We start from the raw sequence: 23,592 nt of genomic DNA on the forward strand, positions 1-23,592 counted from the left end.
CACAACTTAGCGTGACCGGCCGTCGCATGACGAGTCCGCCCCACGGAACGATTCCCACCCGACGTCGCCGGTCTGCGCCACACCGTCGACGGTGAGCCCGCGACCGGCCAGAACCCGCCCGATCGCGACCCATCCAGGGGGAAGCGCACCGTCCGGCGCCCAGGTGCCCGCGAAGGCATGGTCCTCTCCGCCGGTCAGGATCCATTGCGCCGCATCGGCATCCAGCCGGGCGGCGATCGGTTCCAGCGCAGGGTCGCGCAGGGCGGCCGAATCCAGATCGATGGCCACGCCCGAGGCCGACGCGATGTGCCCGAGATCCGCGAGCAGTCCGTCGGACACGTCGGTCAGCGCGTGCAGGCCGACGTCGGACGCTTCGGTTCCGAAGTCCTCGTCGAGCGTGACCGGTGCGGACGACTCGGTAGCCGAGGTCCCGAGGGAGCCGGGCGCTCCCGAATCGAGGCGTGCGGTCCCGGGATCTCCGGCAGTTACCTCGGATGTGGTTTCGGTTCGAGACGAGACGGGCTGCACCTCAGACGGATTCGGTCCTCCGCGTCGCCCGCGCCGCAGCGCGCTCAATACGAGCGCGTACGGCGGCTGCGGAACGCGATGCGCGGCAAGCGCTTCCACGAACTCCGGTCCGGTCGCTCCGGCGGTGAAGGCGGCCAGTCCCGCGGCCGACCAGCCGAGGCGGCCCGCTACCGCGACGACATCGCCCACGCGGGCACCCGCTCGGGTGACCGGCGCGCCGCGGCCCGGATCACCGAAGGCGGTGACGGAGACGACCAGTTCGCGGCTGCGGACCAGATCGCCGCCCGCGATGGACGCGCCCGCCCTGGCGGCCTCGGCCCACATGCCGTCCGCGAGTCCGTCGATCACCTCGAGCGGGGTCTCGGCCGGGCAGCCGAGCGCGACGACGAACGCGGTCGGCGTCGCCCCCATGGCGACCACATCGGCGGCGTTCTGCGCGATCGCCTTGCGGCCGACGTCCTCGGGGCTGGACCAGTCCAGCCGGAAGTGCCGGTCCTGCACGAGCATGTCGGTGGTCACCACGAAACGGCCGTCCGGCGCCGCGACCAGCGCCGCGTCGTCACCGGGGCCGAGCAGCACACCCGGCGCCTGGACGCGACCCGCGTTGATGCGCTCGATCAGCGCGAACTCGCCCAGTTCACGCACTGTCCTCGGGGCACTGCTGGCGCTGATGACCGATCCTCTCCGGCGCGCTGCTTGCTGGAATGAGCCCGACGGTACCCTTTCGGGGGCACTCGAGTACCAACGGCCCTGCGGCGCGGCAGCGACGACGCGCGTAGCGGAAAGGATCGGTGAGCATGGCGGCGGATTCGTCGGACCGTGATTCGGCGGAGCCCGAGCACGAACGCACCGATGCCACGGATCCCGGGAGCGCCCCGAAGGAACCGGCGGCGACGGACAATGCGTCCGATCGCCCACAAGCCGCCGACTCGGACGCGCGGACCACTCCTTCCTTGTCGAAGAGCGAGGACAGCGCGAAAGCGGATACCGATACCGGTGAGCCGGACAGCCGCCCCGCGTCGTCCCCGGCACACCAGTACCCGCCCGCCCTCATCGCGACCGCCGTGGCGCTTCCGGTCGTGCTGGTCGTCGCGGTGCTCGTCGCCGCCGTACTCGCGCACCGCGCGCCCGTCGAGCGCGAACCGCTGGTGCTCGGCCCTGTCCCGGCTCCGGCTGCGGAGGGCCCGGCGTGCGCCGCCCTGCTGCCCGCCTTACCCGCGGAGCTGGGTGATTTCACGAAATCGACGCTGGTCGAGCCCGCTCCGCCCGCCACACGCGCATGGCAGCGCGCCGACGGCGGCGACGCCATCGTGCTGCGCTGCGGGCTGGATCGCCCGTTGGAATTCAATCGCGCCTCGCCGCTGCAGATCGTGAACGGCGTGCAGTGGTTCGAGGTCCGCGACCAGGCCGCCAAGGCGAGCACGTGGTTCGCCGTCGACCGTGGGACCTACGTCGCCCTCACCGTCCCCGACGGCTCCGGTCCGACACCGCTGCAAGAAGTCTCCGACACCATCACCGCCAACCTCCCGGCCCAGCCGATCGACCCGGGACCGCTGCCCAACTGACTCCGAGTAGTCGCGCGCCGATCACCTGGGGCGCACCCGACGACGGCAGGCCCTAACGCAACCCGGTGCCGCGAACGAGCGCGGTCTCGATGAGCGTGGAGACGAGTGCGGCATAGTCGATGCCGGTGGCCTCCCACATGCGCGGATACATGGAGATGGCGGTGAATCCCGGCATCGTGTTGATCTCGTTGATGACCGGCCCCTGCTCGGTGACGAAGAAATCGACCCGCGCCAGTCCCTGGCAGTCGAGAGCCTGGAAGGCACGCACGGCCAATTCCCGGATCCGGTCGGACACCTCGTCGTCCAGTTTCGCGGGAACGTCGAATTCGCAGACGTCGTCGAGGTACTTCGTGTCGAAGTCGTAGAACGCGGGTCCGTCGACGGTGACGCCGGTCTCCGGCATCCGGATCTCCGCCACCACGCTCGCCGCGACCCGGCCGTCCGGGTATTCCAGGACCCCGCACTCCACCTCACGCCCGACAATGCCCGCTTCGACGATCACCTTCGGATCATGCGCGCGCGCCACGGCGATGGCCGCGTCCAGCTCGTTCCAGTCGGTGACCCGGGTGATGCCGATCGATGAGCCGCCACGGGCCGGTTTGACGAACACGGGCAGACCCAGGCGCAGCCGGTCTTCCTCGGTGACCGTCGCGGTGCCGGGCCGCAACACCACCTGCGTGCCGATCGGCAGCCCCTCCGCCGCGAGCAGTTTTTTGGTGAACTCCTTGTCCATGCCCGCGGCGCTGGCCAGCACGCCGGGGCCGACGTAGGGAATTCCGGCGAGTTCCAGCATCCCTTGCAGGGTGCCGTCCTCGCCGAACGGTCCGTGCAGGATCGGGAACACCACATCGACCGAGCCGAGCGCCGCGCCGGGATCGTCGAGCGCGATCAGCGCCCCGGGGCGGCTGGGGTCCGCGGCCAGGGTCAATGCCGTGCCGGTGGCGTCCACCGACGGCAGTGCGCGATCGTGGATGCCGAGCGCGGCCACCTCCGAACCGCCGAGCACCCAGCGGCCTTCCGTGGTGATGCCGATCGGCACGACCTCGTACTTCTCCTGATCCAGGTGGCGAAGCACGCTACCGGCCGATACGCAGGACACGGCGTGCTCGTTACTGCGCCCGCCGAACACCACAGCCACCCTGATCCGGTTCGTCATGCCCCGAACCGTACCCGTTTCGATGCGCACTCCCACCGCTGACCGTCCCGGACACTCCCGCCGGGGCGGAGCGGGCTCACTCGGGCTTCATCCGCCGCCCGAGCAGGTTGCCGACGGCTTCGCGCACGGAGAGCCCTTCGTGACAGACCTGATGCACCGCGGTGGTCAGCGGCATCTCGACGCCGTGCCGCTCGGCCAGCGCACGCACCGATGTGCAGGACTTCACACCCTCGGCGACCTGGCCATGAGTGGCCGACTGGGCGGCGTCCATGGATCCGCCCGCGCCGAGCACGCGCCCGAACGACCGGTTGCGCGACAACGGGGAGGTACAGGTGGCGACCAGGTCTCCGACGCCGGCCAGACCCGCGAGCGTCACCGGCTCCGCGCCGAGGGCCACCCCGAGCCGGATGATCTCGGCGAGACCGCGGGTGATCAGGCTGGCGATCGAGTTGTCGCCGAGCCCCATTCCCGACGCGATGCCGCAGGCGAGCGCGATGACGTTCTTGCAAGCGCCGCCGATCTCGCAGCCGACCACGTCGGTGTTGGTGTAGGGACGGAAGTATCCGGTCGCGCAGGCGTGCTGCACCGCCACCGCGCGATCGTTGTCCGAGCAGGCGACCACGGTCGCGGCAGGCTGGCCCACCGCGATCTCGCGCGCCAGGTTCGGTCCGGAAAGCACCGCGATCCGGCTCGGATCGGCCCCGGTGACCTCCTCGATCACCTGGCTCATCCGCAGCAGCGTCCTGGTCTCGATGCCTTTCGCCAGACTCAGCAGCGTGGCGTCGCCGGGGATCAACCCCTTCCACTCCGCGAGGTTGGCCCGCAGCGACTGCGACGGCACCGCCAGCACGACGATGTCCGCTCCGTCCAGCGCCACCGCCGGGTCGTGGGTGGCCGCGACCGGCGGCAGCGGAATATCCGACAGGTAATCGGGATTGCGATGTTCGGAGGCCAGCGTCGCGGCGACCTCGGGCCGCCGGGCCCAGATCGTGACCTCGGTTCCCGCGTCCGCCAACACCTTCGCGAACGCGGTGCCCCACGATCCCGCGCCCAGCACTGCCGCCCTCGTCATCAGCCCAATATGCCATGGAAGGATTGCTCGCATGCGCCCGCACGCCGTGCATGCCGTGATCGCGGTCAAGAGCCTCGATCAGGCCAAGAGCCGACTGGCCGACCGGCTGCGCCCGGAGCACCGGGCCCGGTTGGTGTTGGCCATGCTCGCCGACACCGTGACCGCCACCGCGGCGGTCGGCGAGGTCGTATCGGTCACCGTGGTCACGCCCGACCCCGCCGTCGCGGACCTGGCCCGCACGTTGGGCGCGGAAGTCCATCCGGAACCGCGTCAGCGGCACGCCGACGGGCTGAACACCGCGCTCGCCGCCACCGCCGCCGCGTTGCGCGGCGCGCACGGCCCGATCGATCTGCTCGCTTTGCAGGCGGATCTGCCCGCGCTGCGCCCGGAAGAACTGTCGGACATGCTCGCCGCCGCCCCGCGCGGGTTGCGCTCGATCGTGATCGATCACGAGGGCAGCGGCACCGCCGCGCTCGTGGTTCGCGACCCGGTCGCCGCGCTCGATCCCCGTTTCGGTCCCGGGTCGGCACGCAGCCATATCGACGCGGGCGCGGTCGATCTCACCGGGGACTGGCCGGGCCTGCGCTTGGACGTCGACACCCCCGCCGATCTGGACCGCGCGGTGGCACTCGGGGCCGGAAACGCGACGCGTGCTGTCCTGCACGACATCGGCTGGCCGGGCGGCGTTCACGAACACGTTCCACACGTGTGCTAGCCGGTCGCCGTGGTGGCGTGAGACACATGACGATCACGGTCGCGGGATGCACACGACCTCTCCGGTAGGGGATGATCGGTGACGTGAGCGATACGGAAACCGTCAAGCAGCAGCCGTTGCTTCCCACGCCACCCCCAGCGGCGACACCCTTGTCCGCCGACTCGTCGGCGGCGCGGTTGCCACGCGATCGCTACCTCAATCGCGAATTGAGCTGGCTGGACTTCAACGCCCGCGTGCTCGCCCTCGCCGAGGACGAGTCGCTGCCGTTGCTGGAGCGTGCGAAGTTCCTGGCGATCTTCGCGTCCAATCTCGACGAGTTCTACATGGTGCGGGTGGCCGGGCTGAAACGCCGCGCCGAGACCGGCCTGCTGGTGCGCTCGGCTGACGGTCGCTCCCCCGGCGAGCAGTTGGAACTGATCGCCGCGCGCACCCAGGAGATCGCGGTGCGGCATGCCCGCGTCTTCCTCGACAGCGTGCTGCCCGCGTTGACCGCCGAGGGCATCGCGATCATCGACTGGAGCGATCTGGACGAGGACGAACGCAGTCGCCTTTCGGGTTACTTCCAGGATCAGGTCTTCCCGGTCCTCACCCCGCTCGCGGTCGATCCGGCGCACCCCTTCCCCTACATCAGCGGGCTGAGTCTCAACCTCGCGGTGACGGTAAAGGATTCCGCGACCGGCGGCGAGCACTTCGCCCGCGTCAAGGTCCCCGACAACGTCGACCGGTTCGTCCGTGTGCGCCGCACCGACTCCGGCTCCCCGATCGCGGCTTTCCTGCCGATGGAAGCGCTCATCGCCGCGCATTTGGACCTGTTGTTCCCCGGCATGGAGGTGGTCGAGCACCACTCGTTCCGGATCACCCGCAACGCGGACTTCGAAGTCGACGAGGATCGCGACGAGGACCTGCTCCAGGCGCTGGAGCGGGAACTGGCCCGGCGGCGGTTCGGTTCGCCGGTGCGACTAGAGGTGTCCGACGACATGACCGAGCACATGCTCGATCTGCTCCTCCGCGAGTTGGACGTCGACCCCGACGACGTCATCCAGGTGCCCGGCCTGCTCGACCTGTCCTGCCTCTGGCAGGTGTACGGCGTCGACCGGCCGAATCTGAAGGACACTCCGTACGTTCCCGCGACCCCGCCCGCGTTCGGCGAGCGCGAGACGCCGCGCAACGTCTTCGCCGCGCTGCGCGAGGGTGACGTGCTGGTGCACCATCCGTACGACTCGTTCTCCACCAGCGTGCAGCGGTTCATCGAACAGGCCGCCGCCGACCCGCAGGTGCTCGCCATCAAGCAGACGCTGTACCGCACCTCCGGTGACTCCCCGATCGTCAACGCGCTCATCGACGCCGCCGAGGCGGGCAAGCAGGTGGTCGCCCTGGTCGAGATCAAGGCGCGCTTCGACGAGCAGGCGAACATCAAATGGGCCCGCGCGCTGGAACAGGCCGGCGTGCACGTGGTGTACGGCCTCATCGGCCTGAAGACCCACTGCAAGACCTGCCTGGTGGTGCGCCGCGAGGGCGCCACCATCCGGCGCTACTGCCACATCGGCACCGGCAACTACAACCCGAAGACCGCACGCCTCTACGAGGACGTCGGATTGCTCACCGCCGCACCCGAAATCGGCGCCGACCTGACCGACCTGTTCAATTCGCTGACCGGTTACTCGCGGAAAGAGAACTACCGCAATCTGCTCGTCGCCCCGCACAGCGTGCGCTCCGGCATCATCGAGCGCATCCAGCGCGAGACCGATCTGGCGGGTGAGGGTAAGGACGCCCGAATCCGGCTGAAGGCCAACGCCATCGTCGACGAGGAGGTCATCGACGCGCTGTACCGGGCCTCCCAGGCGGGCGTGCCGGTACAGATCGTGGTGCGCGGCATCTGCGGCCTGCGCCCCGGTGTGCCCGGGATGAGCGAGAACGTCGAGGTCCGCTCGATCCTCGGCCGGTTCCTGGAGCATTCCCGCATCCTGCACTTCCAGGCGCAGGACGAGTACTGGATCGGTAGCGCCGACATGATGCACCGCAACCTCGATCGCCGGGTCGAGGTGATGGCGCAGGTGAAGGATCCGCGGTTGACCGAACAACTCGGCGGGGTCTTCGACTCGGCTCTGTCGCCGACCACGCGCTGCTGGGTGTTGCAACCGGACGGCACGTGGCAGGCGTCGCCGGGCGTGTCCGGCGACGGGGACAAGATCAGAGACCATCAGGAGTTCTTGATGCGGCTGCGGAGGCCAGATCAGCAGTGAACGCCAAAACGGGGTTCGAACAAGAGGGGGGCCCGTTCTGGGATCCCCGCGTCACCGCCAATATCCACGCCGCCGGAGCGGTGCTGTGGCGCGAGTCGTCCTCGGGTGCGATCGAGATCGCGATCGTCCACCGCCCCAAGTACGAGGACTGGTCGCTGCCGAAGGGCAAACTCGACCCGGGCGAGACCCCGGTGCTGGCCGCGGTCCGCGAAGTACGGGAGGAAACCGGGCTGGAGAGCAGGCTCGGCCGCTACCTCGGCCACGTGACCTACCCGATCCCCGGCCACCGCAAGCTGAAGCGGGTCGACTATTGGGCCGCCGAACAGGTGGGCGGTGAGTTCACCGTCAACTCCGAGGTGGACGTGCTCAGCTGGCATCCGCTGGATCGGGTGATGGACCAACTGTCGTATCCGATGGACCGGCAGGTGGTGCGCGCCTTCACCCGGCTGCCCGCGCGCACCGACACTCTGCTGTTGGTGCGGCATGCCAAAGCAGGCCGCAGGGACCGCTTCAACGGTCCCGACGAGCAGCGTCCGCTCGACCGCGAGGGCGAGGCGCAGGCACAGGCGCTCACGCCGAACCTCTTGGCGTTCGGCGCATCTGAGGTCTATTCGGCTCCACCACTGCGTTGCGTGCAGTCCGTGGCGCCGTTGGCGGAGAAACTCGGTGTCGAAATCATCGAGGAGCCATTGCTTTCCGAGACCGGGTACGCCGAAAACCCGGACGACGCCCGGGAACGTTTTCGAGCCCTGGTGTCGGACAAAGCCATTCGTGTCGTCTGCAGTCAGGGCAAGGTGATCCCCGATCTGCTGGGATGGCTGGCCGAACGCGATGGAGTCGCGCTGCCGTCGGCGCGCAATCGCAAGGGCAGTGTGTGGGTGCTGTCGTTCGTCGGCCATCGCTTGGTGGCCGCCGACCATCTGGATCGATCGCTGTCAGCCTACGTGGTGCGGTCGGATTAGACCTGCAGCTCCCGCGTCACCGCGCGGGTCGGCGGGCGCCGAGTGGCGGCCACGGCCGTGAGGTCTCGGCAGGCGGACAGCCGAAAACGGCCCCGGGTGTCTCCCGGGGCCGTCTCGACGTTGAGGCGAATGGGCCCAGTCGTGGGGCCACGCATTCAGCGCCGATCCGGCGGTGGCTCGAGATCAGCGGGTTCCGCGAGTCGAGGCCTTCTTGGCCGCGGTCTTCTTCGCGGTGGTCTTCTTGGCGGCAGCGGTGGTGGTCTTCTTGGCCGCCGTGGCCTTGGCGGCCGTCTTCTTGGCCGGAGCCTTCTTCGCGACCGCGGTCTTCTTCGCGGGCGCCTTCTTCGCAGCGGTCTTCGTAGCGGTCGTCTTGCGCGCGGTGGTCTTCGCCGGAGCCTTGGCGGCGGCCTTGCGGGCCGTCGTCTTGGCGGGCGCCTTGGTCGGCGTCGACTTCTTGGCGGCGGTCTTCTTGGCCGCCGTCTTCTTCGCCGCCGCCTTCTTCGCAGACACCGGCGCATTCACCCCGCGCTTGACGGCGGGCCCGGTCGCGGCCAGTTTCTGCTTACCCGCGATCACCGCCTTGAACTGAGCGCCGGGACGGAACGCGGGCACCGAAGTGGGCTTGACCTTCACGGTTTCGCCGGTACGCGGGTTCCGCGCGACGCGAGCCGCACGCTTACGCTGTTCGAACACACCGAATCCGGTGATAGTGACGCTCTGACCCTTGTGCACCGCGCGCACGATGGTGTCGACCACATGCTCGACTGCCGCGGTGGCCGTGCGCCTGTCCGTACCCAACTTTTCGGTCAGAACGTCGATCAGTTCCGCCTTGTTCATTGAATCCTCCGCAGACTAATGGCCCGTCGTCGGACCGACTAGGTACCACGGTAAACCCACTTTGGGCAAGAGTCTATGTGCCACGCCAAAATTCATGTGGTTTAGCACACGTCCAGCTACCGCAACTCCGGGTGTCCAGCTAACCGGCGGGGGTGATTACGTCTGCGAAATATGTGCAGGCAGGGTAGTGGGTTTCCATGTTGGCCTTGCCTTTTCGAACCGGGCGATCGCGTCCTCCCGGCGCAGCGTCAGGCCGATGTCATCCAATCCTTCCAGCAGACGCCACCTGGTGTAGTCATCAATATCGAACGGCAACACGACGGTTCCGGCCGTCACCGTGCGCGCCTCGAGGTCCACAACCAATTCCAAGCCGGGCTGTTCCTCGAGCAACTTCCAGAGCATTTCGACATCGTTCTGTGACATCTGAGCGGCGACCAGACCGCCCTTGCCCGCATTGCCGCGGAAGATGTCGGCGAACCGGGATGAGATGACCACCCGAAAGCCGTAGTCCGACAGCGCCCAAACGGCGTGCTCACGCGACGATCCCGTACCGAAATCCGGACCCGCCACCAAGACACTACCCCTGTTGTAAGGCGCGATGTTCAGAATGAAGTCGGGATCGGTGCGCCATGCGGCGAACAACCCGTCCTCGAATCCGGTCCGCGTCACCCGCTTGAGGTAGACCGCCGGGATGATCTGATCGGTATCGACATTGGAGCGGCGCAGCGGCACCCCGATGCCCTTGTGCACAGTGAAGGCTTCCATAACGAATCTCCTGGGTTTGATTGAGGGAATCGGGGCCGGTCAGTCCAGATCCGCAGGCGATGACAGAGTTCCACGGACCGCCGTCGCGGCCGCTACGAGGGGAGAAACGAGGTGCGTACGGCCGCCTTTGCCCTGCCTGCCCTCGAAGTTGCGGTTCGAGGTGGACGCGCAACGCTGGCCCGGCTCGAGCTGGTCCGGATTCATTCCCAGGCACATTGAGCAGCCGGCTTGCCGCCATTCGGCGCCCGCCGCAGTGAAAATCTCCCCGAGTCCTTCTTTTTCCGCCTGTGCGCGAACCCGCATCGAGCCCGGTACAACCAGCATTCGCACGCCGTCGGCGACATGACGTCCCTTCAAAATCCCGGCCACCGCACGCAAATCTTCAATGCGTCCGTTGGTGCACGAGCCGACGAATACGGTGTCGATCGGCACTTGTCGAAGCGGAGTACCCGGCTCCAAGTCCATGTAACGCAGAGCTTTCTCCGCGGACTCGCGAGCCACCTCGTCGGCGATGGCGGCGGGATCGGGCACCGCCTCGCCCAGCGGGGCGCCTTGACCCGGGTTGGTGCCCCAGGTGACGAACGGAGTCAGCTCGGAGGCGTCGATGTGCACCTCGGCGTCGAAAACAGCGCCCTCGTCGGTCTTCAGCGCCTCCCAGGCGGCCACCGCGGCGTCCCAATCGGCTCCCTGCGGCGCGTGCGGCCGTCCTTTGAGGAATTCGTAGGTGGTCTCGTCCGGCGCGATCATGCCTGCCCGCGCGCCCGCTTCGATGGACATGTTGCAGATCGTCATTCGGGCCTCCATCGACATGGCCCGGATGGCCTCGCCGCGGTACTCCAGGACGTAGCCCTGTCCGCCGCCGGTGCCGATCTTCGCGATGACGGCCAGGATCAGGTCCTTGCTCGTCACGCCGGGCGGCATGACGCCGTCCACCGTGATCGCCATCGTCTTGAACGGGCGCAGCGAGAGGGTCTGGGTGGCAAGCACATGCTCCACCTCGGAGGTGCCGATGCCCATCGCCAGCGCCCCGAACGCGCCGTGCGTCGAGGTGTGGCTGTCGCCGCAGACCACGGTCGTGCCCGGCTGGGTCAGGCCCAGCTGCGGCCCGACCACGTGCACGATGCCCTGGTCCAGGTCGCCCATCGGGTGCAGCCGCACACCGAATTCCGCGCAGTTGCGCCGCAGCGTCTCCACCTGGGTACGTGAAATCGGGTCGGCGATCGGCTTGTCGATATCGATCGTCGGAACGTTGTGGTCCTCGGTCGCGATCGTGAGATCGGGCCGTCGCACCGGCCTGCCCGCCGCGCGCAGTCCGTCGAAGGCCTGCGGGCTGGTCACCTCGTGGACGAGATGCAGGTCGATGTAGATCAGGTCCGGTTCGCGCGAGGCACCCTCGCCCTCCCCGCGAGCGACGACGTGCTGGTCCCATACCTTCTCGGCCAGCGTGCGCGGTTCGGCCATTGTCGATCACCTTTCGGACGAAGCAGCCGTTCCGCGATCTGGACTCCGACGCGGCGACGGTTGCACAAGTTGGGATAGCTGCGCCTGGTCCGAACGCTGAGAGGAAGGATCCGTGGAGGTGGATTTCTCAACATCCGAGACGCTAGTATCGTTCTATGAGACAGCATAGCGGCATCGGCGTCCTCGACAAAGCAGTGGCGGTCCTGTACGCCGTAGCCGAGCATCCCTCGGGTCTCAACGAGCTGTGCGCGCGCACCGGTCTACCCCGCGCCACCGCACACCGTCTCGCCGTCGGCTTGGAAGTGCATCGCCTGCTCGCGCGCGACAGCAACGGCACCTGGCGGCCGGGGCCGGCCCTCGCCGAGCTCGCGACCAGCGCGAACGATCCACTGCTCGAGGCCGCGTCGGCCATCCTCCCCCGGCTGCGCGAGATCACCGGCGAGAGCGTCCAGCTGTACTGCCGCGACGGCAACGCCCGCGTCTGCGTCGCGGCGCTGGAACCTCCCGTGGGACTGCGCGACACCGTGCCGATCGGGGCGCGGCTGCCGCTCACCGCGGGGTCGGCGGCCAAAGTACTGCTGGCGTGGGCCGACCCGGAACTACAGCGCACCATCCTGGCCGACGCGGTGTTCGGCGAACGCGCGCTGGCCGAGGTGCGCAAGCGCGGGTGGGCGCAGAGCGCGGCCGAGCGTGCGGCAGGCGTGGCCAGCGTCTCCGCGCCGGTGCGCGACGCGGGCGGCGCCGTGGTCGCGGCCGTGTCGGTGTCGGGACCGATCGATCGGATGGGCCGCAGGCCGGGCGCGCGGTGGGCGGCGGATCTGGTCGCGGCGGCCGAGGCGCTGCACAAGCGCCTGTAACCTGTTTCAGTCCGGACTCTCTAGAGTTGCCCCATGGGAGTCAATCAACGGGCACAGATCGTGATGTCCGACACCGAGATCACCGAGTTCCTGCAGCGCAGCCGGATCGCGACGCTGGCGACCATCGGACCGAAGGGCACGCCGCACCTGACCGCGATGTGGTACGCGCTCATCGACGGCGAGATCTGGTTCGAGACCAAGGCCAAATCGCAGAAGGCGGTGAACCTGCGCCGCGATCCTCGGGTCACCTGCATGGTCGAGGCGGGCGACACCTACGAGCAACTCCGGGGCGTCTCGATCGAGGGCCGCGCCGAGATCATCGATGACGCCGAGAAACTCTTCGCCGTCGGCGTGAGCGTATGGGAGCGCTACACCGGCCCCTACAACGAGGAATTGCGCCCGATGGTCGAAGCCATGCTGAACAAGCGGGTCGCCGTGCGCGTCGTGCCGGAGCGCACGCGCAGCTGGGATCATCGCAAGCTCGGCCTTCCGGCGATGCCGCTGGGCGGCAGTACCGCGCAGGCACTCGACTGACCGGCCCGAACGCGATCGGGCCGCGCGACGCGCGCGAAATCCAACTGACACAACCGCCTCGCACGGGCTAGCGTCGGGTGTTCGACAGCAATCGGCCGGGCACCGCCGCCCGCGAGGACGCGGCGCGCGGCCGCGACGACGAGGAGCAGCGATGGCGGATTCGGGTAAGTCCAACGGCGCCGACGAGGTGAAGCGCAAGTTCCGGGAAGCACTGGAGCGCAAGAACCAGCAGAACGCCCGCGCGGCCGACCACCTCGACGGACGGTCGAAGGCGTCCTCGGCGCACTCCGCGGTCGGCCACAAGCGGGAATTCCGGCGCAAGAGCGGATAGTCCGCACAGTCGGCGAAAGCCCTCCAGCAAGATCGCTGGAGGGCCTTTCTTTTGCCGCTCTCCCCCGCGACCGGCACGGCCCGGCGGCCGATTTGCGTCCGTCCGCTGCCACCGGCGCAGCCGGGCCGCTCATTTGCCCCCATCTCCCGCGAACGGCTCGGCTGGATTGCCGGACTCACCGGGACGGCTCGAACAGTCCCGCACCCGGAAGACCCGGCACGGGCAATTCGGCGCCACCGCCGCACTGCCCGATCCTGCCGGTGGGCGATCCTGACCGTCCGCACAGGCGGCTCCGACGCTCTCTGCCGTGCGATCCAGGTCATTGCGGATCGAGACTCGGGCCGACTGCCGCAGCATGCGAATCGGTCCACACGAGCACGTCGCATGGGATGCCGCACTGCCTTCGATGACTCGGCGGGGTTCCCACGGTGGGACGGGACCACAGCTGGTACCCGCCGAATACCTGGATCATGGCCCCTTCATACGGAGCCGGACAGCGCTCACGGGGTCCAGCGCGAACCCGATCGGCCGAGAGTGAGATACGGCACAGTCAAGGTACCACCAACGACAGGCCGAGCTTCCGAAGAGATCCGCCGCCCGCCTAGGCCCGGATCCGCCACTGACCACACCACCGGGCCACGACCATCCAGGCGGGGCGAAGCCCTCGCCGAGTGTCCGGGGGCGAAGCCCTCCAGGCGGGGCGTGGGGGTTGCACCATCACAAGACACTGCGAAACGAGAAAGGCCCATGCTCCATGAGCATGGGCCTTCCATTCGTGTAGCCCCGACGGGATTCGAACCCGCGCTACCGCCTTGAGAGGGCGGCGTCCTAGGCCGCTAGACGACGGGGCCAGGACTGCTTCTCACTGTCGCGAGGAGCGCCGTGGTTGATCTTTCGATCAGGAGGCTCGGCTAGTTTATCTGGCCGAGGCCCGGCGACCAAATCGCCAGGTGCTGAGGGATTTCGGCCGCGAACCGAAGTCTTACAACACACTCCGCTGGGGTACCAGGACTCGAACCTAGAATGGCTGAACCAGAATCAGCTGTGTTGCCAATTACACCATACCCCAATGACCAGGTCGTTCAGCCTCGCGTCTGGGTGACTCGAGACCGTGTTCCGGGCCGAGAAGAAGAGTACCAAACGGCTACGGGTTAACTACAAATCGCCTGGTCAAAGCCATATTTTCAGCCTTCGGAGCCGGTCTGGGCGGTCTCCTTCCAGTCCAGCGCCGCGCGCAGCCGATCCAAGGTGAGGTCGCGGCCGAGCAGTTCCAAGGATTCGTACAGCGGCGGGCTGATATGCGATCCGGTGATCGCGACCCGCACCGGAGCGAAGGCTTTGCGCGGTTTCAGCCCGAGATCATCGATCAGTGCCTTTTTCAGTGCCGCTTCGATCGCTTCGGTGGTCCACTCGGTCAACGGCTCCACAGCGGTAATAGCCGCCTGCAATACCTGAGCCGCGTCGGGACCGAGATTCTTGGCCCCCGCGGCCGGGTCGATCGCGAACTCCTCCGCCGGTGCGAACAGGAAACGCAGAAGGTCCCAAGCGTCGGACAAGACGACAATCCTGGTCTGCACGAGTTCCGCCGCCGCGGCGAACACTTTTTCATCGATTTCGGCGCCGATATGGCCGTGTCCGGTGAGATACTCCCGCAGCCGGTGGGCAAAATCACCCGGAGCCAGCAATCGGATGTGCTCGGCGTTGAGCGCGTCCGCCTTCTTCTGGTCGAATCGGGCCGGATTCGAATTCACTTTCGAAATGTCGAAGGCCTCGACCATCTCCGCCATGGAGAACACGTCGCGGTCCTCGGACAGGCCCCAGCCGAGTAGCGCGAGATAATTCAGCAAACCCTCGGGGATGAACCCGCGGTCGCGATGGGCGAACAGATTCGACTCCGGATCACGCTTGGACAACTTCTTGTTGCCCTGACCCATCACGAACGGCAGATGGCCGAACTCGGGAGTGAAATCGGCGACCCCGATCCGGCGCAGCGCGGCGTACAGCGCGAGCTGGCGGGGAGTGGAGGAGAGCAGGTCCTCGCCGCGCAGTACGTGGGTGATCCGCATCAGCGCGTCGTCGACGGGGTTGACCAGCGTGTACAGCGGCTGGCCGTTGCCGCGGGTGAGCGCGAAGTCCGGGACGCTGCCCGCCTTGAAGGTGGTCTCCCCGCGCACCAGATCGTTCCAGGACAGGTCTTCTTCCGGCATCCGCAGCCGGACGACGGCGGCGCGCCCCTCGGCCCGGTACGCCTCGATCCGCTCCGGCGTCAGGTCGCGATCGTAGTTGTCGTAACCGAGCTTCGGATCGCGTCCCGCGGCGCGATGACGGGCCTCGACTTCCTCCGGCGTGGAGAACGATTCGTAAGCCTCACCGGCCTCCAGCAAACGCCGAACAACGTCCTGGTGCAGTTCTTTTCGTTGCGACTGGCGATATGGCGCGTAAGGCCCGCCGACCTCCGGCCCCTCGTCCCAGGTGAGGCCGAGCCAGCGCAGCGCGTCGATAATCGCCCGGTAGGATTCCTCGGAATCCCGTGCGGCATCGGTGTCTTCGATTCGAAAGACGAATGCGCCACCGTGGTGGCGGGCGTAGGCCCAGTTGAACAGCGCCGTCCGGATCAGGCCGACGTGCGGCGTCCCGGTCGGTGACGGGCAGAATCGGACCCGTACTTCAGTCATGGCTCTCTTTCGATCAGCGTTTGGCGGCAACGGGATTGGTGAGGGTTCCGATGCCCTCGACGGTCACCGACACCTGCTGGCCCTCCCGCATCGGGCCGACGCCCTCCGGGGTGCCGGTGAGGATGACGTCACCGGGCAGCAGTGTCATCACGGTGGTGATCCACTCGATGAGCTTCGGAATGTCGTGCAGCAGAAGCGAAGTGCGGCTGCGCTGACGCACTTCACCGTCGAGCTCGGTGACGACCTCCAGATCCGAAGGGTCCAGGGAGGTTTCGATCCACGGACCGAGCGGGCAGAACGTGTCGTAGCCCTTGCCCCTGGTCCACTGGCCGTCGTGGCGCTGCTGGTCGCGGGCGGTCACATCGTTGGCGGCGGTGTAACCCAGCACCACGTCCAGCGCGCGGGCGGCGGGCACGTCCTTGCAGGGGCGGCCGATGACGATCGCCAGCTCCCCTTCGTAGTCGACCTGAGATGAACTGGGCGGCAGGATGATCGGGGCGTTCGGCCCCACGATCGCGGTATTCGGCTTGAGGAAGATCACCGGGTCGGCGGGCGCGGGACCACCCATCTCCGCAGCGTGGGCGGCGTAGTTCTTGCCGATGCAGACCACCTTGCTGGCCAGGATCGGCGCGAGCAGCCGCACGTCGGCCAGCGGCCAGCTGCGGCCGGTGAACGTCGGTGTGCCGAACGGGTGTTCCGCGATCTCCTTGGCCACGCTGTCGCTTCCGTCGCCTTCGATGCTGACGAAAGCGACTCCATCGGGACTGGCAACTCGACCTAGACGCATGCCCGGAGTCTATCGACCCACCGTCACCTGCTCGAACGCGCCCGACCGGGTGGTACGGAATCCGCCCGGATCCGGCGGTGGCGCGCGCTGTGAGCAGCCCGACAACCGCAACCGTCGAATCGAGCCGCCGCCGGGTGTACCGTGAGCAGCGAAGTTCACACAATGGGAATTGTATCCCAAATAATGAGATTCCGAGGTGAGGCCGATGGCGACCGTTACGCAGATCGACGAGGTTCGGCGCTGGTCCATGCTCGGTCTCGGCGTGTTCGCCCAGGCCTCCAGCGCGGTCTTCATCCACGGCGTCCCGTTCCTGCTGCCCGCGCTGACCGACCGTGGCTTGCCGCTGGCGACGGCGGGCCTGCTGGTGGCCATGCCCACCGTCGGGCTGGTGTGCACCCTGATCGCGTGGGGTTATCTGGTGGACCGGATCGGCGAACGCAAGGTGCTGGTCGGTGGTCCGCTGCTGATGCTGGCGGCGGGCTGCGCCGCCGCGGCGACGACGAACGACATCGCCCTCGGCGCGCTGCTGTTTCTCGGGGGCGTCGGGGCGGCCAGCACGAACGGCGCGAGCGGCCGGGTGATCGTCGGCTGGTTCCCGCCGCAGCGGCGCGGGCTGGCGATGGGCATCCGGCAGACCGCGCAGCCGCTGGGCGTCGGTGTCGGCGCGCTGGCGATTCCGGCCGTCGCCTCCGCCCACGGTGTACCCGCGGCCATTCTCGTTCCCGCACTCATGGCGGGTGTGGCGGCCATGGGTTGCCTGGCCGGCATCGTGGACCCGCCGCGTCCCGATCGCGCCGCCGCCGATCCGGCGTTGCGCGCCAATCCCTATCGCGACAACGCCATGCTGTGGCGCATCCATCTGGTCTCGGTTCTGCTCGTCGTCCCGCAGGGCACCGTGTGGACGTTCGCGCTGCTGTGGTTGCACCGGGATGTCGGCTGGTCGTTGGCCGCGGCGGGTGCGCTGGTGACCGTCACACAGATCCTCGGCGCGCTTGGCCGCATCGGTGCGGGCGCGTGGTCGGATCGGGTCGGCAGCCGGATGGGCCCGCTGCGCACGGTGGCCGTCGCCGCCGTGCTGTCGATGACCGCGCTGGCGCTGACCGCGTCGACCCACTGGTGGTGGGCCGCCATTCCGCTGCTGATCGCCGCGTCCGTGATCACCGTCTCCGACAACGGCTTGGCCTTCACCGCGGTCGCCGAGATCGCGGGCCCGTACTGGAGCGGCCGGGGCCTCGGCATCCAGAACACCGGGCAGAACCTCGCGATGGCCGCGGTTCCGCCCGTGTTCGGCGCCCTGATCACCGCGAGCGGCTTCCCCGCCGCCTTCCTTCTGGCCGCGGTCTCGGCCGTCGCGGCGGTCCCGCTGGTTCCCCGCGACCCCGCCTAGGTTCGCGCGTCGAAGGATTGCCGGGTCCGCGCCACAGGGCCGCACTCCGCATGCAGATCGCCTGGACGATCTCGACTCGATGTCGCTGTGTCACCTGAATTCGGTGACACAGCGCTGGTCGAGCGCGCCGCGGGCGCGGGAGGCCGCCGCGGGATTCGCCCGCGTCGGCGGGGCGGACGGCTGAACGCGGAAGGTCCCGTTGCCGGAGGTGGCAAACGGGACCTTCCTGGGCGACGGTCAGAGGGTGGCCGCGATGCGGTCGCCGATTTCCACGGTCGACGCCGTGCCGGAGCGAGACTCGAGGTCCTTCGCGACCGCCGACTCGATGCGCGCGGCCTCCTCGGCGTCGCCGAGGTGGTTGAGCAGCAGGGCGACCGAGAGGATCGCCGCGGTCGGGTCGGCCTTGGACTGGCCCGCGATGTCGGGGGCGCTGCCGTGCACCGGCTCGAACATGCTCGGGTTCGTGCCGGACGCGTCGATGTTGCCGCTGGCGGCGAGGCCGATGCCACCGCTCACGGCGGCGGCCAGGTCGGTGATGATGTCGCCGAAGAGGTTGTCGGTGACGATCACGTCGAACCGGCCCGGGTCGTTGACCATGTGGATGGTCGCGGCGTCGATGTGCTGGTAAGCCGTTGTGACATCGGGGAACTCGGCCGCGACCTCGTCCACCGTGCGCTGCCACAGCGAGCCGGCGAAGGTGAGCACGTTGTTCTTGTGCACCAGCGTCAGGTGCTTGCGCCGGGCCTGCGCCTTGGCGAAGGCGTAGCGCACCACGCGCTCGATGCCGAAGCGGGTGTTGGTGCTGACCTCGGTCGCCACCTCGTGCGGGGTGCCGACGCGGATCGCGCCGCCGGTGCCGGTGTACGGGCCCTCGGTGCCCTCGCGCACGACGACGAAGTCGATGTCGGGGTTGCCGGCCAGCGGGCTGGTCACGCCAGGGAACAGCTTGGACGGTCGCAGGTTCACGTGGTGGTCCAGCGCGAACCGGGTGCGCAGCAACAGGCCGCGTTCGAGCACGCCACTGGGCACCGACGGATCGCCGATCGCGCCGAGCAGGATCGCGTCGTGCTGCTTCAGTTCGGGCAGCACCGAATCCGGGAGGATCTCGCCGGTCGCGTGGTAGCGGCGCGCGCCGAGGTCGTACTCGGTCTTCTCGACGCCGGGCACGACCGCGTCGAGCACCTTGAGCGCCTCGGCGATGACCTCGGGCCCGATCCCGTCGCCCGGGATGACAGCAAGCTTCATGACAAATGCTCCGTTCGATATTGCCGGTCGCGGGCCGCCGCAACGTGCGGCCCGGAGGCGACCGTCGGCGTGCGCACGACATTCCGGCCGGGTGACCGCAGCACCGTCACGGTACTCGGCGCGGCCGGATCGCCGAGCATCGGGCGCGCGGCGGGCCTGCGCGCCGACGAAGAGACCGGCGCCGCGCACGAGTGCTCGTGCGCGGCGCCGATTCCGAGTTCACCGGGGCCGCGCCCCGGATCGGATCAGGACAGGTCGACCTGCACGACCTTGGCCGCGCCGACGGACTCGGCGATCGCGGCCTGGACGTCGGCGGGCACCTCGCGGGCCACGCGCAGCACCACGGTGGCGCCTTCCTTGTCGACGTCCTGGGTCAGCTGCGCGGCCAGGATGTCGACCTCGGCCTCGCCGAGCTTGGTGCCGATCTTGCCCAGCGCGCCCGGCCGGTCGTCGTAGTTCAGGATGGCCAGGTTGAGGCCCTCGGCGCGCATGTCGTAGTTGCGGCCGTTGACGTTGACGATCTTCTCCACCAGCTGCGGCTCGGTCAGCGTGCCCGCCACGTTCAGGGTGCTGCCGTCGCCGAACACGGCGCGCAGGTCGACGACGCTGCGGTGGCTCGGGCTCTCCGTCGCGGTAGTGACCTCGGCGGTGATGCCCCGCTCCTTGGCCAGCGCGGGCGCGTTGACGAAGGTTACCTGGTCCTCGACCAGCGCGGAGAAGATGCCGCGCAGCGCGGACAGCTCCAGTACGCCGACCTCTTGCGCGGCCAGCTCGCCGCGCACCTGCACCTCCACGCTGACCGGCAGCTCGTTGGACAGCGCGCCGAGCAGGGCGCCCTGCTTGCGGACGATGTCCAGCCAGGGGGCGACCTCTTCGCCGACGGCGCCACCGGTGACGTTCACCGCGCCGGGCACGAACTCACCGGCGAGCGCCAGCAGCACCGACTTGGCGACGTCGGTGCCCGCGCGGTCCTGCGCCTCGGAGGTGGAGGCGCCCAGGTGCGGGGTCACCACGACCTGCGGCAGGTCGAACAGCGGGCTGTCGGTGCACGGCTCGGTCTCGAACACGTCCAGGCCCGCGGCGCGCACGTGGCCGGACTTGATGGCCTCGGCCAGGGCGGCCTCGTCGACCAGGCCGCCGCGCGCGGCGTTGACGATGATCACGCCGGGCTTGGTCTTGGCGATGGCCTCCTTGCCGATGATGCCCTTGGTCTCCGGGGTCTTCGGCAGGTGGATCGAGATCAGATCGGCACGCTCGAGCAGTTCGTCCAGGCTGAGCAGCTCGATGCCGAGCTGCGCGGCGCGCGCGGGCGACACGTAGGGGTCGTAGGCGACGATCTTGGTCTCGAAGGCGGCCAGTCGCGCGGCGAACAGCTGGCCGATGCGGCCGAGGCCGACGACGCCGACGGTCTTGTCGAAGATCTCGACGCCGTTGAACTTGCTGCGCTGCCAGGTGTGCTCACGCAGGGTGGCGTCCGCGGCCGGAATCTGGCGGGCGGCGGACAGCAAGAGGGTGACCGCGTGCTCGGCGGCGGTGTGGATGTTCGAGGTGGGCGCGTTCACGACCATGACGCCGCGCTCGGTGGCGGCGGGAACGTCGACGTTGTCCAGGCCGACGCCCGCGCGAGCGACGATCTTCAGGTTCTTCCCGGCTTCCAGGACCTCGGCGTCGACCGTGGTCGCCGACCGCACGAGCAGCGCGTCGGCCTCGGGCACCGCGGCCAGCAGGGCCGGGCGGTCCGGTCCGTCCACCCACCGGACCTCGACACCGTCACCGAGCGCGTCGACGGTCGACTGGGCGAGCTTGTCGGCGATCAGAACTACAGGACGGCCTGCTTGGCTCACGTGGAGTACTCCTGGGGAATGGGGTCGGCAATTACCGCCGACCAGCTTAGTGCGCGCGATTTCCGACCCGGCTACCACCTGGTGGGCGGCCGTCGTCAGTCCCGACGCTGACAAAAATATGCAGACCGGTCTACAGTCACCACATGGGCGTCAAAGGCACGGAGACTCGCGGCAAACTCGTCGACGCGGCGCGCACGCTGGTGGAGCGGCACGGTTACTACGGCGCCGGGCTCAACCAGATCCTGGCGGCCAGCGGGGCGCCGCGCGGATCGTTGTACTTCCATTTCCCCGGCGGCAAGGACGAATTGGTCGCGGCGGCGGTCGCCCAAGCGGGCAAGGAGATCGCCGCGCTGATCGACGCCATCGAGCCCGGCGATGCCGCCGAGGCCGCGAGCAGGCTGCTCCGAGCGTTCGGCGACCGGCTGGAAGCATCCGGCTGGCAACAAGGCTGCCCGGTCGCCACCGTCGCCCTGGACGTCGCGGCGGCGAACGACCCGATCCAGGCCGAGTGCGCCGCCGCCTACGCCGCATGGGAGCAGGCGCTGCGGATCCGGCTGCGGGCCGACGGCCGCGACGACGCGGACGATCTGGCGGCAGCGGTGCTCGCGATGGTCGAGGGCGCACTGCTGCTGGCACGTGCGCAGCGAAGCCGTGAACCCTTGGAACGGGTCGAACGCACACTGCGCGCCATGATCTGAGGCCGAATCCGCCGATACCGCAAGAAATTTTCCATGTCCACAGAATATGTAGACCGGTCTAGTAAGGAGGACGTCATGTCCGACAGCATCGTTTTCGGAGCCGCCGGGTTCCTCGGCCGTAATGCGGTCGCCCGCCTGCTCCAGCAGGGGCATTCCGTCGCCGCCGCATTGCGTGCGGGCAGTGCGGAGCGGCTCACCAGTTGGCTGCGCAGACAAGGCGTGGACGAGAGCGGGTTGGAGATCCTCACCTGTGACGTGACCGCGCCGGACCTCGGCCTGCCCGCCGAGTTCGATTCGTCCGGCGTGCGCGACGTGTACAACTGCGCGGCCCGCTTCGCCTTCGGGCTCGCCCCCGAGGACGCGTACGCGGTGAACGTCACCGGGGCGCTGCGGGTGCTGGAATGGGCCGCCGCCCTCCCCGAGTTGCGACGCGTCGTGCACATCACCGGGTACCGGATCACCGTGGAGGAATCCGAGGAGCAGCACTACGAGAACGGCGCGTACGGCGCGTCGAAGTTCGAATCGGATCCGCTGCTGCGTCGCCGGGCGGCGGAACTCGGCGTCGCGCTGACCATCGCGAACCCGAGCAGCGTCATCGGTCCCGGTCAATACATCGGGCTGGCGAGCGTCGTCGAGGATCTGTGGAACGGGCGGCTCCCGGCTCTCCCCGGCGGGCCCGAGACCTTCGTGCCCATCGTGGATCTGGGCTACTTCACGGATTTCTTGATCAGCCTGCCCACGCTGCCCGATACCGCGGGCCGGTCCTACACGGTTCTGGATGATCGGACTCCCGTGCTGCCGAAGCTTGTTCGGCTACTGGCGGGTCACCTGGGCGTCCGTGCGCCCCGATTCTCGATTCCGGTCGGCGTCATCTCGAAGCTTCCGCCCGCACTCACCGGCGCCGACCCGGAGACGCTCAGCTTCATCGCCGACGACCGCTACGACACATCGGCGGCGCTGGAAGTGGCGCGCCGAGCGGGGCTCACCATGCCGCCGACCGAGGCGACCCTCCTGGGCTGGGCCGACCATCTCGTGGCCACCCGGTTCGGCGCGGTGGCCGATGACCCGACAGCCGGTTTCGCCCACGGTGTCTGGGTCGGCGGCGAGCGCGTCCGCCCCGCTTACGTCCTGGTGCACGGCCTTCCGTTGGACGGCGAGTCGTGGAACGAGGTGCGCGCGGAGCTGGACGGGCCCAGCCTGGTCGTGGACCTGCCCGGCCTCGGGCGTTCGGCGCCCGGGGATCGTGACGCGGTGCTGCCGGGATTGCTCGCTTCGGTGCACACGCGCCCCGTTCTGGTCGGCCACTCGCTCGGCTGCGGCCCGGTGCTGCGGTACGCGGCGCAGCATCCCGACCGAGTCTCCGGCGTGGTGCTGGTCGCGCCCGCCTTCTTGCAGCCGCGGTCGGGCCGGCTGCTGCGCTCGCCGCTCGCGACCGCGGCGATGCGCCGGATCTCGGCGGCGGCCTTGTCGAAACGGCTCGGCGTGCCCGAGAGCGACGCCATCGCGAGCGCGGCGGCGAACCTGCGCAGGCCGGGCGTCGCGGGTCGAACGGTCGGCGCGTTACGCGAGGCGAGCGCTCCCGCGCGGCGTGCGGAGTTGCGAACTCTGCTGGAACGGATCGACGTGCCGGTGCGGATCATCGCCGGTTCCGACGACCCGATCACCGCTCCGACCGTGCGAGAGCGGATTTCGATCGAAGGCGCGGGCCACTACCCGCAACTGACCCACCCGGCCCAGGTGGCGGCAGAACTCAGCCGGATCTCCGCCGTCGCGGCGCAGGGCTGATCTCGCACTCCGACATCGCGGCGCAAGGCTGATCTCCGACTCCGGCGTCGAGGGCACGGGGCCACACCCACCGCTGACCACGCGGCACGAGGCCGATCCCGACCGCCGACATCCCGGCCGCGCGGCCGATCCCGCCCGTTGCGGG

At 68.8% G+C, this 23,592-nt stretch carries 20 protein-coding genes and 2 tRNA genes; 10 read left to right on the top strand and 12 right to left on the bottom strand.

Going from position 1 to position 23,592, the window contains the following annotated elements; translation table 11 throughout:
* Positions 1 to 6 precede the first annotated feature (6 nt).
* The gene (gene thiL / locus ACWESM_RS02775) at positions 7 to 1,173 is read right to left on the bottom strand and encodes a thiamine-phosphate kinase (protein ID WP_452490835.1); all 1,167 of its coding nucleotides are present in this window, start codon (positions 1,171 to 1,173) and stop codon (positions 7 to 9) included.
* A 152-nt stretch (positions 1,174 to 1,325) separates the two neighbouring features.
* Here thiL and ACWESM_RS02780 point away from each other — a divergent pair, with 152 nt between their 5' ends.
* Positions 1,326 to 2,093 carry a DUF3515 domain-containing protein gene (locus tag ACWESM_RS02780; protein ID WP_355069811.1) on the top strand — a complete coding sequence of 256 codons (768 nt, stop codon included), beginning with the start codon at positions 1,326 to 1,328 and terminating at the stop codon, positions 2,091 to 2,093.
* A 52-nt stretch (positions 2,094 to 2,145) separates the two neighbouring features.
* On the opposite strand, the gene ACWESM_RS02785 is transcribed toward ACWESM_RS02780, so the two are convergent.
* Together ACWESM_RS02785 and ACWESM_RS02790 are read right to left on the bottom strand one after the other, a co-directional pair.
* On the bottom strand, positions 2,146 to 3,249 hold the full coding sequence (locus tag ACWESM_RS02785; RefSeq protein ID WP_355069809.1) for a D-alanine--D-alanine ligase family protein: 1,104 nt from the start codon (positions 3,247 to 3,249) through the stop codon (positions 2,146 to 2,148).
* Between the two features lie 76 nt (positions 3,250 to 3,325).
* Complete coding sequence (locus ACWESM_RS02790) at positions 3,326 to 4,321, bottom strand: NAD(P)H-dependent glycerol-3-phosphate dehydrogenase (RefSeq protein ID WP_364427320.1); 996 nt, start codon at positions 4,319 to 4,321, stop codon at positions 3,326 to 3,328.
* 31 nt (positions 4,322 to 4,352) lie between these two features.
* Here ACWESM_RS02790 and cofC point away from each other — a divergent pair, with 31 nt between their 5' ends.
* The 3 genes from cofC to ACWESM_RS02805 all read left to right on the top strand — a co-directional run bounded on the left by cofC (position 4,353) and on the right by ACWESM_RS02805 (position 8,241).
* Positions 4,353 to 5,036, top strand: coding sequence for a 2-phospho-L-lactate guanylyltransferase (gene cofC, locus ACWESM_RS02795; RefSeq protein ID WP_355069806.1), 684 nt, complete (start codon positions 4,353 to 4,355; stop codon positions 5,034 to 5,036).
* Between the two features lie 71 nt (positions 5,037 to 5,107).
* Positions 5,108 to 7,279: an RNA degradosome polyphosphate kinase gene (locus tag ACWESM_RS02800; RefSeq protein ID WP_355069805.1), complete on the top strand. Its 2,172-nt coding sequence runs from the start codon at positions 5,108 to 5,110 to the stop codon at positions 7,277 to 7,279.
* Positions 7,276 to 8,241 carry an NUDIX hydrolase gene (locus ACWESM_RS02805; RefSeq protein ID WP_356961239.1) on the top strand — a complete coding sequence of 322 codons (966 nt, stop codon included), beginning with the start codon at positions 7,276 to 7,278 and terminating at the stop codon, positions 8,239 to 8,241. The genes ACWESM_RS02800 and ACWESM_RS02805 overlap by 4 nt, the downstream gene beginning before the upstream one ends.
* A gap of 183 nt (positions 8,242 to 8,424) precedes the next feature.
* Here ACWESM_RS02805 and ACWESM_RS02810 read toward each other — a convergent pair whose 3' ends face one another.
* From ACWESM_RS02810 to leuC, 3 genes are all read right to left on the bottom strand, one after another.
* Complete coding sequence (locus ACWESM_RS02810; RefSeq protein WP_452490838.1) at positions 8,425 to 9,078, bottom strand: HU family DNA-binding protein; 654 nt, start codon at positions 9,076 to 9,078, stop codon at positions 8,425 to 8,427.
* A 156-nt stretch (positions 9,079 to 9,234) separates the two neighbouring features.
* On the bottom strand, positions 9,235 to 9,843 hold the full coding sequence (gene leuD, locus ACWESM_RS02815; protein ID WP_356961237.1) for a 3-isopropylmalate dehydratase small subunit: 609 nt from the start codon (positions 9,841 to 9,843) through the stop codon (positions 9,235 to 9,237).
* A 39-nt stretch (positions 9,844 to 9,882) separates the two neighbouring features.
* Positions 9,883 to 11,304, bottom strand: a complete 1,422-nt coding sequence (leuC, locus tag ACWESM_RS02820) for a 3-isopropylmalate dehydratase large subunit (RefSeq protein ID WP_355069800.1) — start codon at positions 11,302 to 11,304, stop codon at positions 9,883 to 9,885.
* A gap of 155 nt (positions 11,305 to 11,459) precedes the next feature.
* Here leuC and ACWESM_RS02825 point away from each other — a divergent pair, with 155 nt between their 5' ends.
* The 3 genes from ACWESM_RS02825 (at position 11,460) to ACWESM_RS02835 (ending at position 13,026) form a co-directional block, all read left to right on the top strand.
* Positions 11,460 to 12,161, top strand: a complete 702-nt coding sequence (locus tag ACWESM_RS02825) for an IclR family transcriptional regulator (protein ID WP_355069799.1) — start codon at positions 11,460 to 11,462, stop codon at positions 12,159 to 12,161.
* A 33-nt stretch (positions 12,162 to 12,194) separates the two neighbouring features.
* Positions 12,195 to 12,695, top strand: coding sequence for a PPOX class F420-dependent oxidoreductase (locus tag ACWESM_RS02830; RefSeq protein ID WP_452490840.1), 501 nt, complete (start codon positions 12,195 to 12,197; stop codon positions 12,693 to 12,695).
* Between the two features lie 151 nt (positions 12,696 to 12,846).
* Positions 12,847 to 13,026 carry a DUF5302 domain-containing protein gene (locus tag ACWESM_RS02835; protein ID WP_355069796.1) on the top strand — a complete coding sequence of 60 codons (180 nt, stop codon included), beginning with the start codon at positions 12,847 to 12,849 and terminating at the stop codon, positions 13,024 to 13,026.
* 778 nt (positions 13,027 to 13,804) lie between these two features.
* On the opposite strand, the gene ACWESM_RS02840 is transcribed toward ACWESM_RS02835, so the two are convergent.
* The 4 genes from ACWESM_RS02840 to ACWESM_RS02855 all read right to left on the bottom strand — a co-directional run bounded on the left by ACWESM_RS02840 (position 13,805) and on the right by ACWESM_RS02855 (position 16,488).
* A tRNA-Glu gene (locus ACWESM_RS02840) sits at positions 13,805 to 13,877 on the bottom strand.
* Positions 13,878 to 14,023: 146 nt separating this feature from the next.
* Positions 14,024 to 14,095, bottom strand: a tRNA-Gln gene (locus ACWESM_RS02845).
* Positions 14,096 to 14,210: 115 nt separating this feature from the next.
* Positions 14,211 to 15,701: a glutamate--tRNA ligase gene (gene gltX, locus ACWESM_RS02850; protein WP_356961234.1), complete on the bottom strand. Its 1,491-nt coding sequence runs from the start codon at positions 15,699 to 15,701 to the stop codon at positions 14,211 to 14,213.
* Positions 15,702 to 15,714: 13 nt separating this feature from the next.
* On the bottom strand, positions 15,715 to 16,488 hold the full coding sequence (locus ACWESM_RS02855; RefSeq protein WP_355069792.1) for a fumarylacetoacetate hydrolase family protein: 774 nt from the start codon (positions 16,486 to 16,488) through the stop codon (positions 15,715 to 15,717).
* A 205-nt stretch (positions 16,489 to 16,693) separates the two neighbouring features.
* Here ACWESM_RS02855 and ACWESM_RS02860 point away from each other — a divergent pair, with 205 nt between their 5' ends.
* Positions 16,694 to 17,875: an MFS transporter gene (locus tag ACWESM_RS02860; RefSeq protein ID WP_355069791.1), complete on the top strand. Its 1,182-nt coding sequence runs from the start codon at positions 16,694 to 16,696 to the stop codon at positions 17,873 to 17,875.
* A 237-nt stretch (positions 17,876 to 18,112) separates the two neighbouring features.
* Here the strand turns inward: ACWESM_RS02860 and ACWESM_RS02865 are convergent, their stop codons facing one another.
* Both ACWESM_RS02865 and serA read right to left on the bottom strand, forming a co-directional pair.
* Entirely contained in the window at positions 18,113 to 19,120 is a 1,008-nt protein-coding gene (locus ACWESM_RS02865; protein ID WP_355069789.1) for a 3-isopropylmalate dehydrogenase, read from the bottom strand.
* Positions 19,121 to 19,365: 245 nt separating this feature from the next.
* Positions 19,366 to 20,964 carry a phosphoglycerate dehydrogenase gene (gene serA, locus ACWESM_RS02870; RefSeq protein ID WP_355080573.1) on the bottom strand — a complete coding sequence of 533 codons (1,599 nt, stop codon included), beginning with the start codon at positions 20,962 to 20,964 and terminating at the stop codon, positions 19,366 to 19,368.
* A 143-nt stretch (positions 20,965 to 21,107) separates the two neighbouring features.
* Here serA and ACWESM_RS02875 point away from each other — a divergent pair, with 143 nt between their 5' ends.
* Together ACWESM_RS02875 and ACWESM_RS02880 are read left to right on the top strand one after the other, a co-directional pair.
* Positions 21,108 to 21,662: a TetR/AcrR family transcriptional regulator gene (locus ACWESM_RS02875; protein WP_397275500.1), complete on the top strand. Its 555-nt coding sequence runs from the start codon at positions 21,108 to 21,110 to the stop codon at positions 21,660 to 21,662.
* Positions 21,663 to 21,737: 75 nt separating this feature from the next.
* Positions 21,738 to 23,447 (top strand): alpha/beta fold hydrolase, encoded by a 1,710-nt coding sequence (locus ACWESM_RS02880; RefSeq protein ID WP_452490843.1) that lies wholly within the window; start codon positions 21,738 to 21,740, stop codon positions 23,445 to 23,447.
* The last annotated feature ends 145 nt before the right edge of the window (positions 23,448 to 23,592 follow it).

Source organism: Nocardia sp. NPDC003999 (assembly GCF_053604885.1).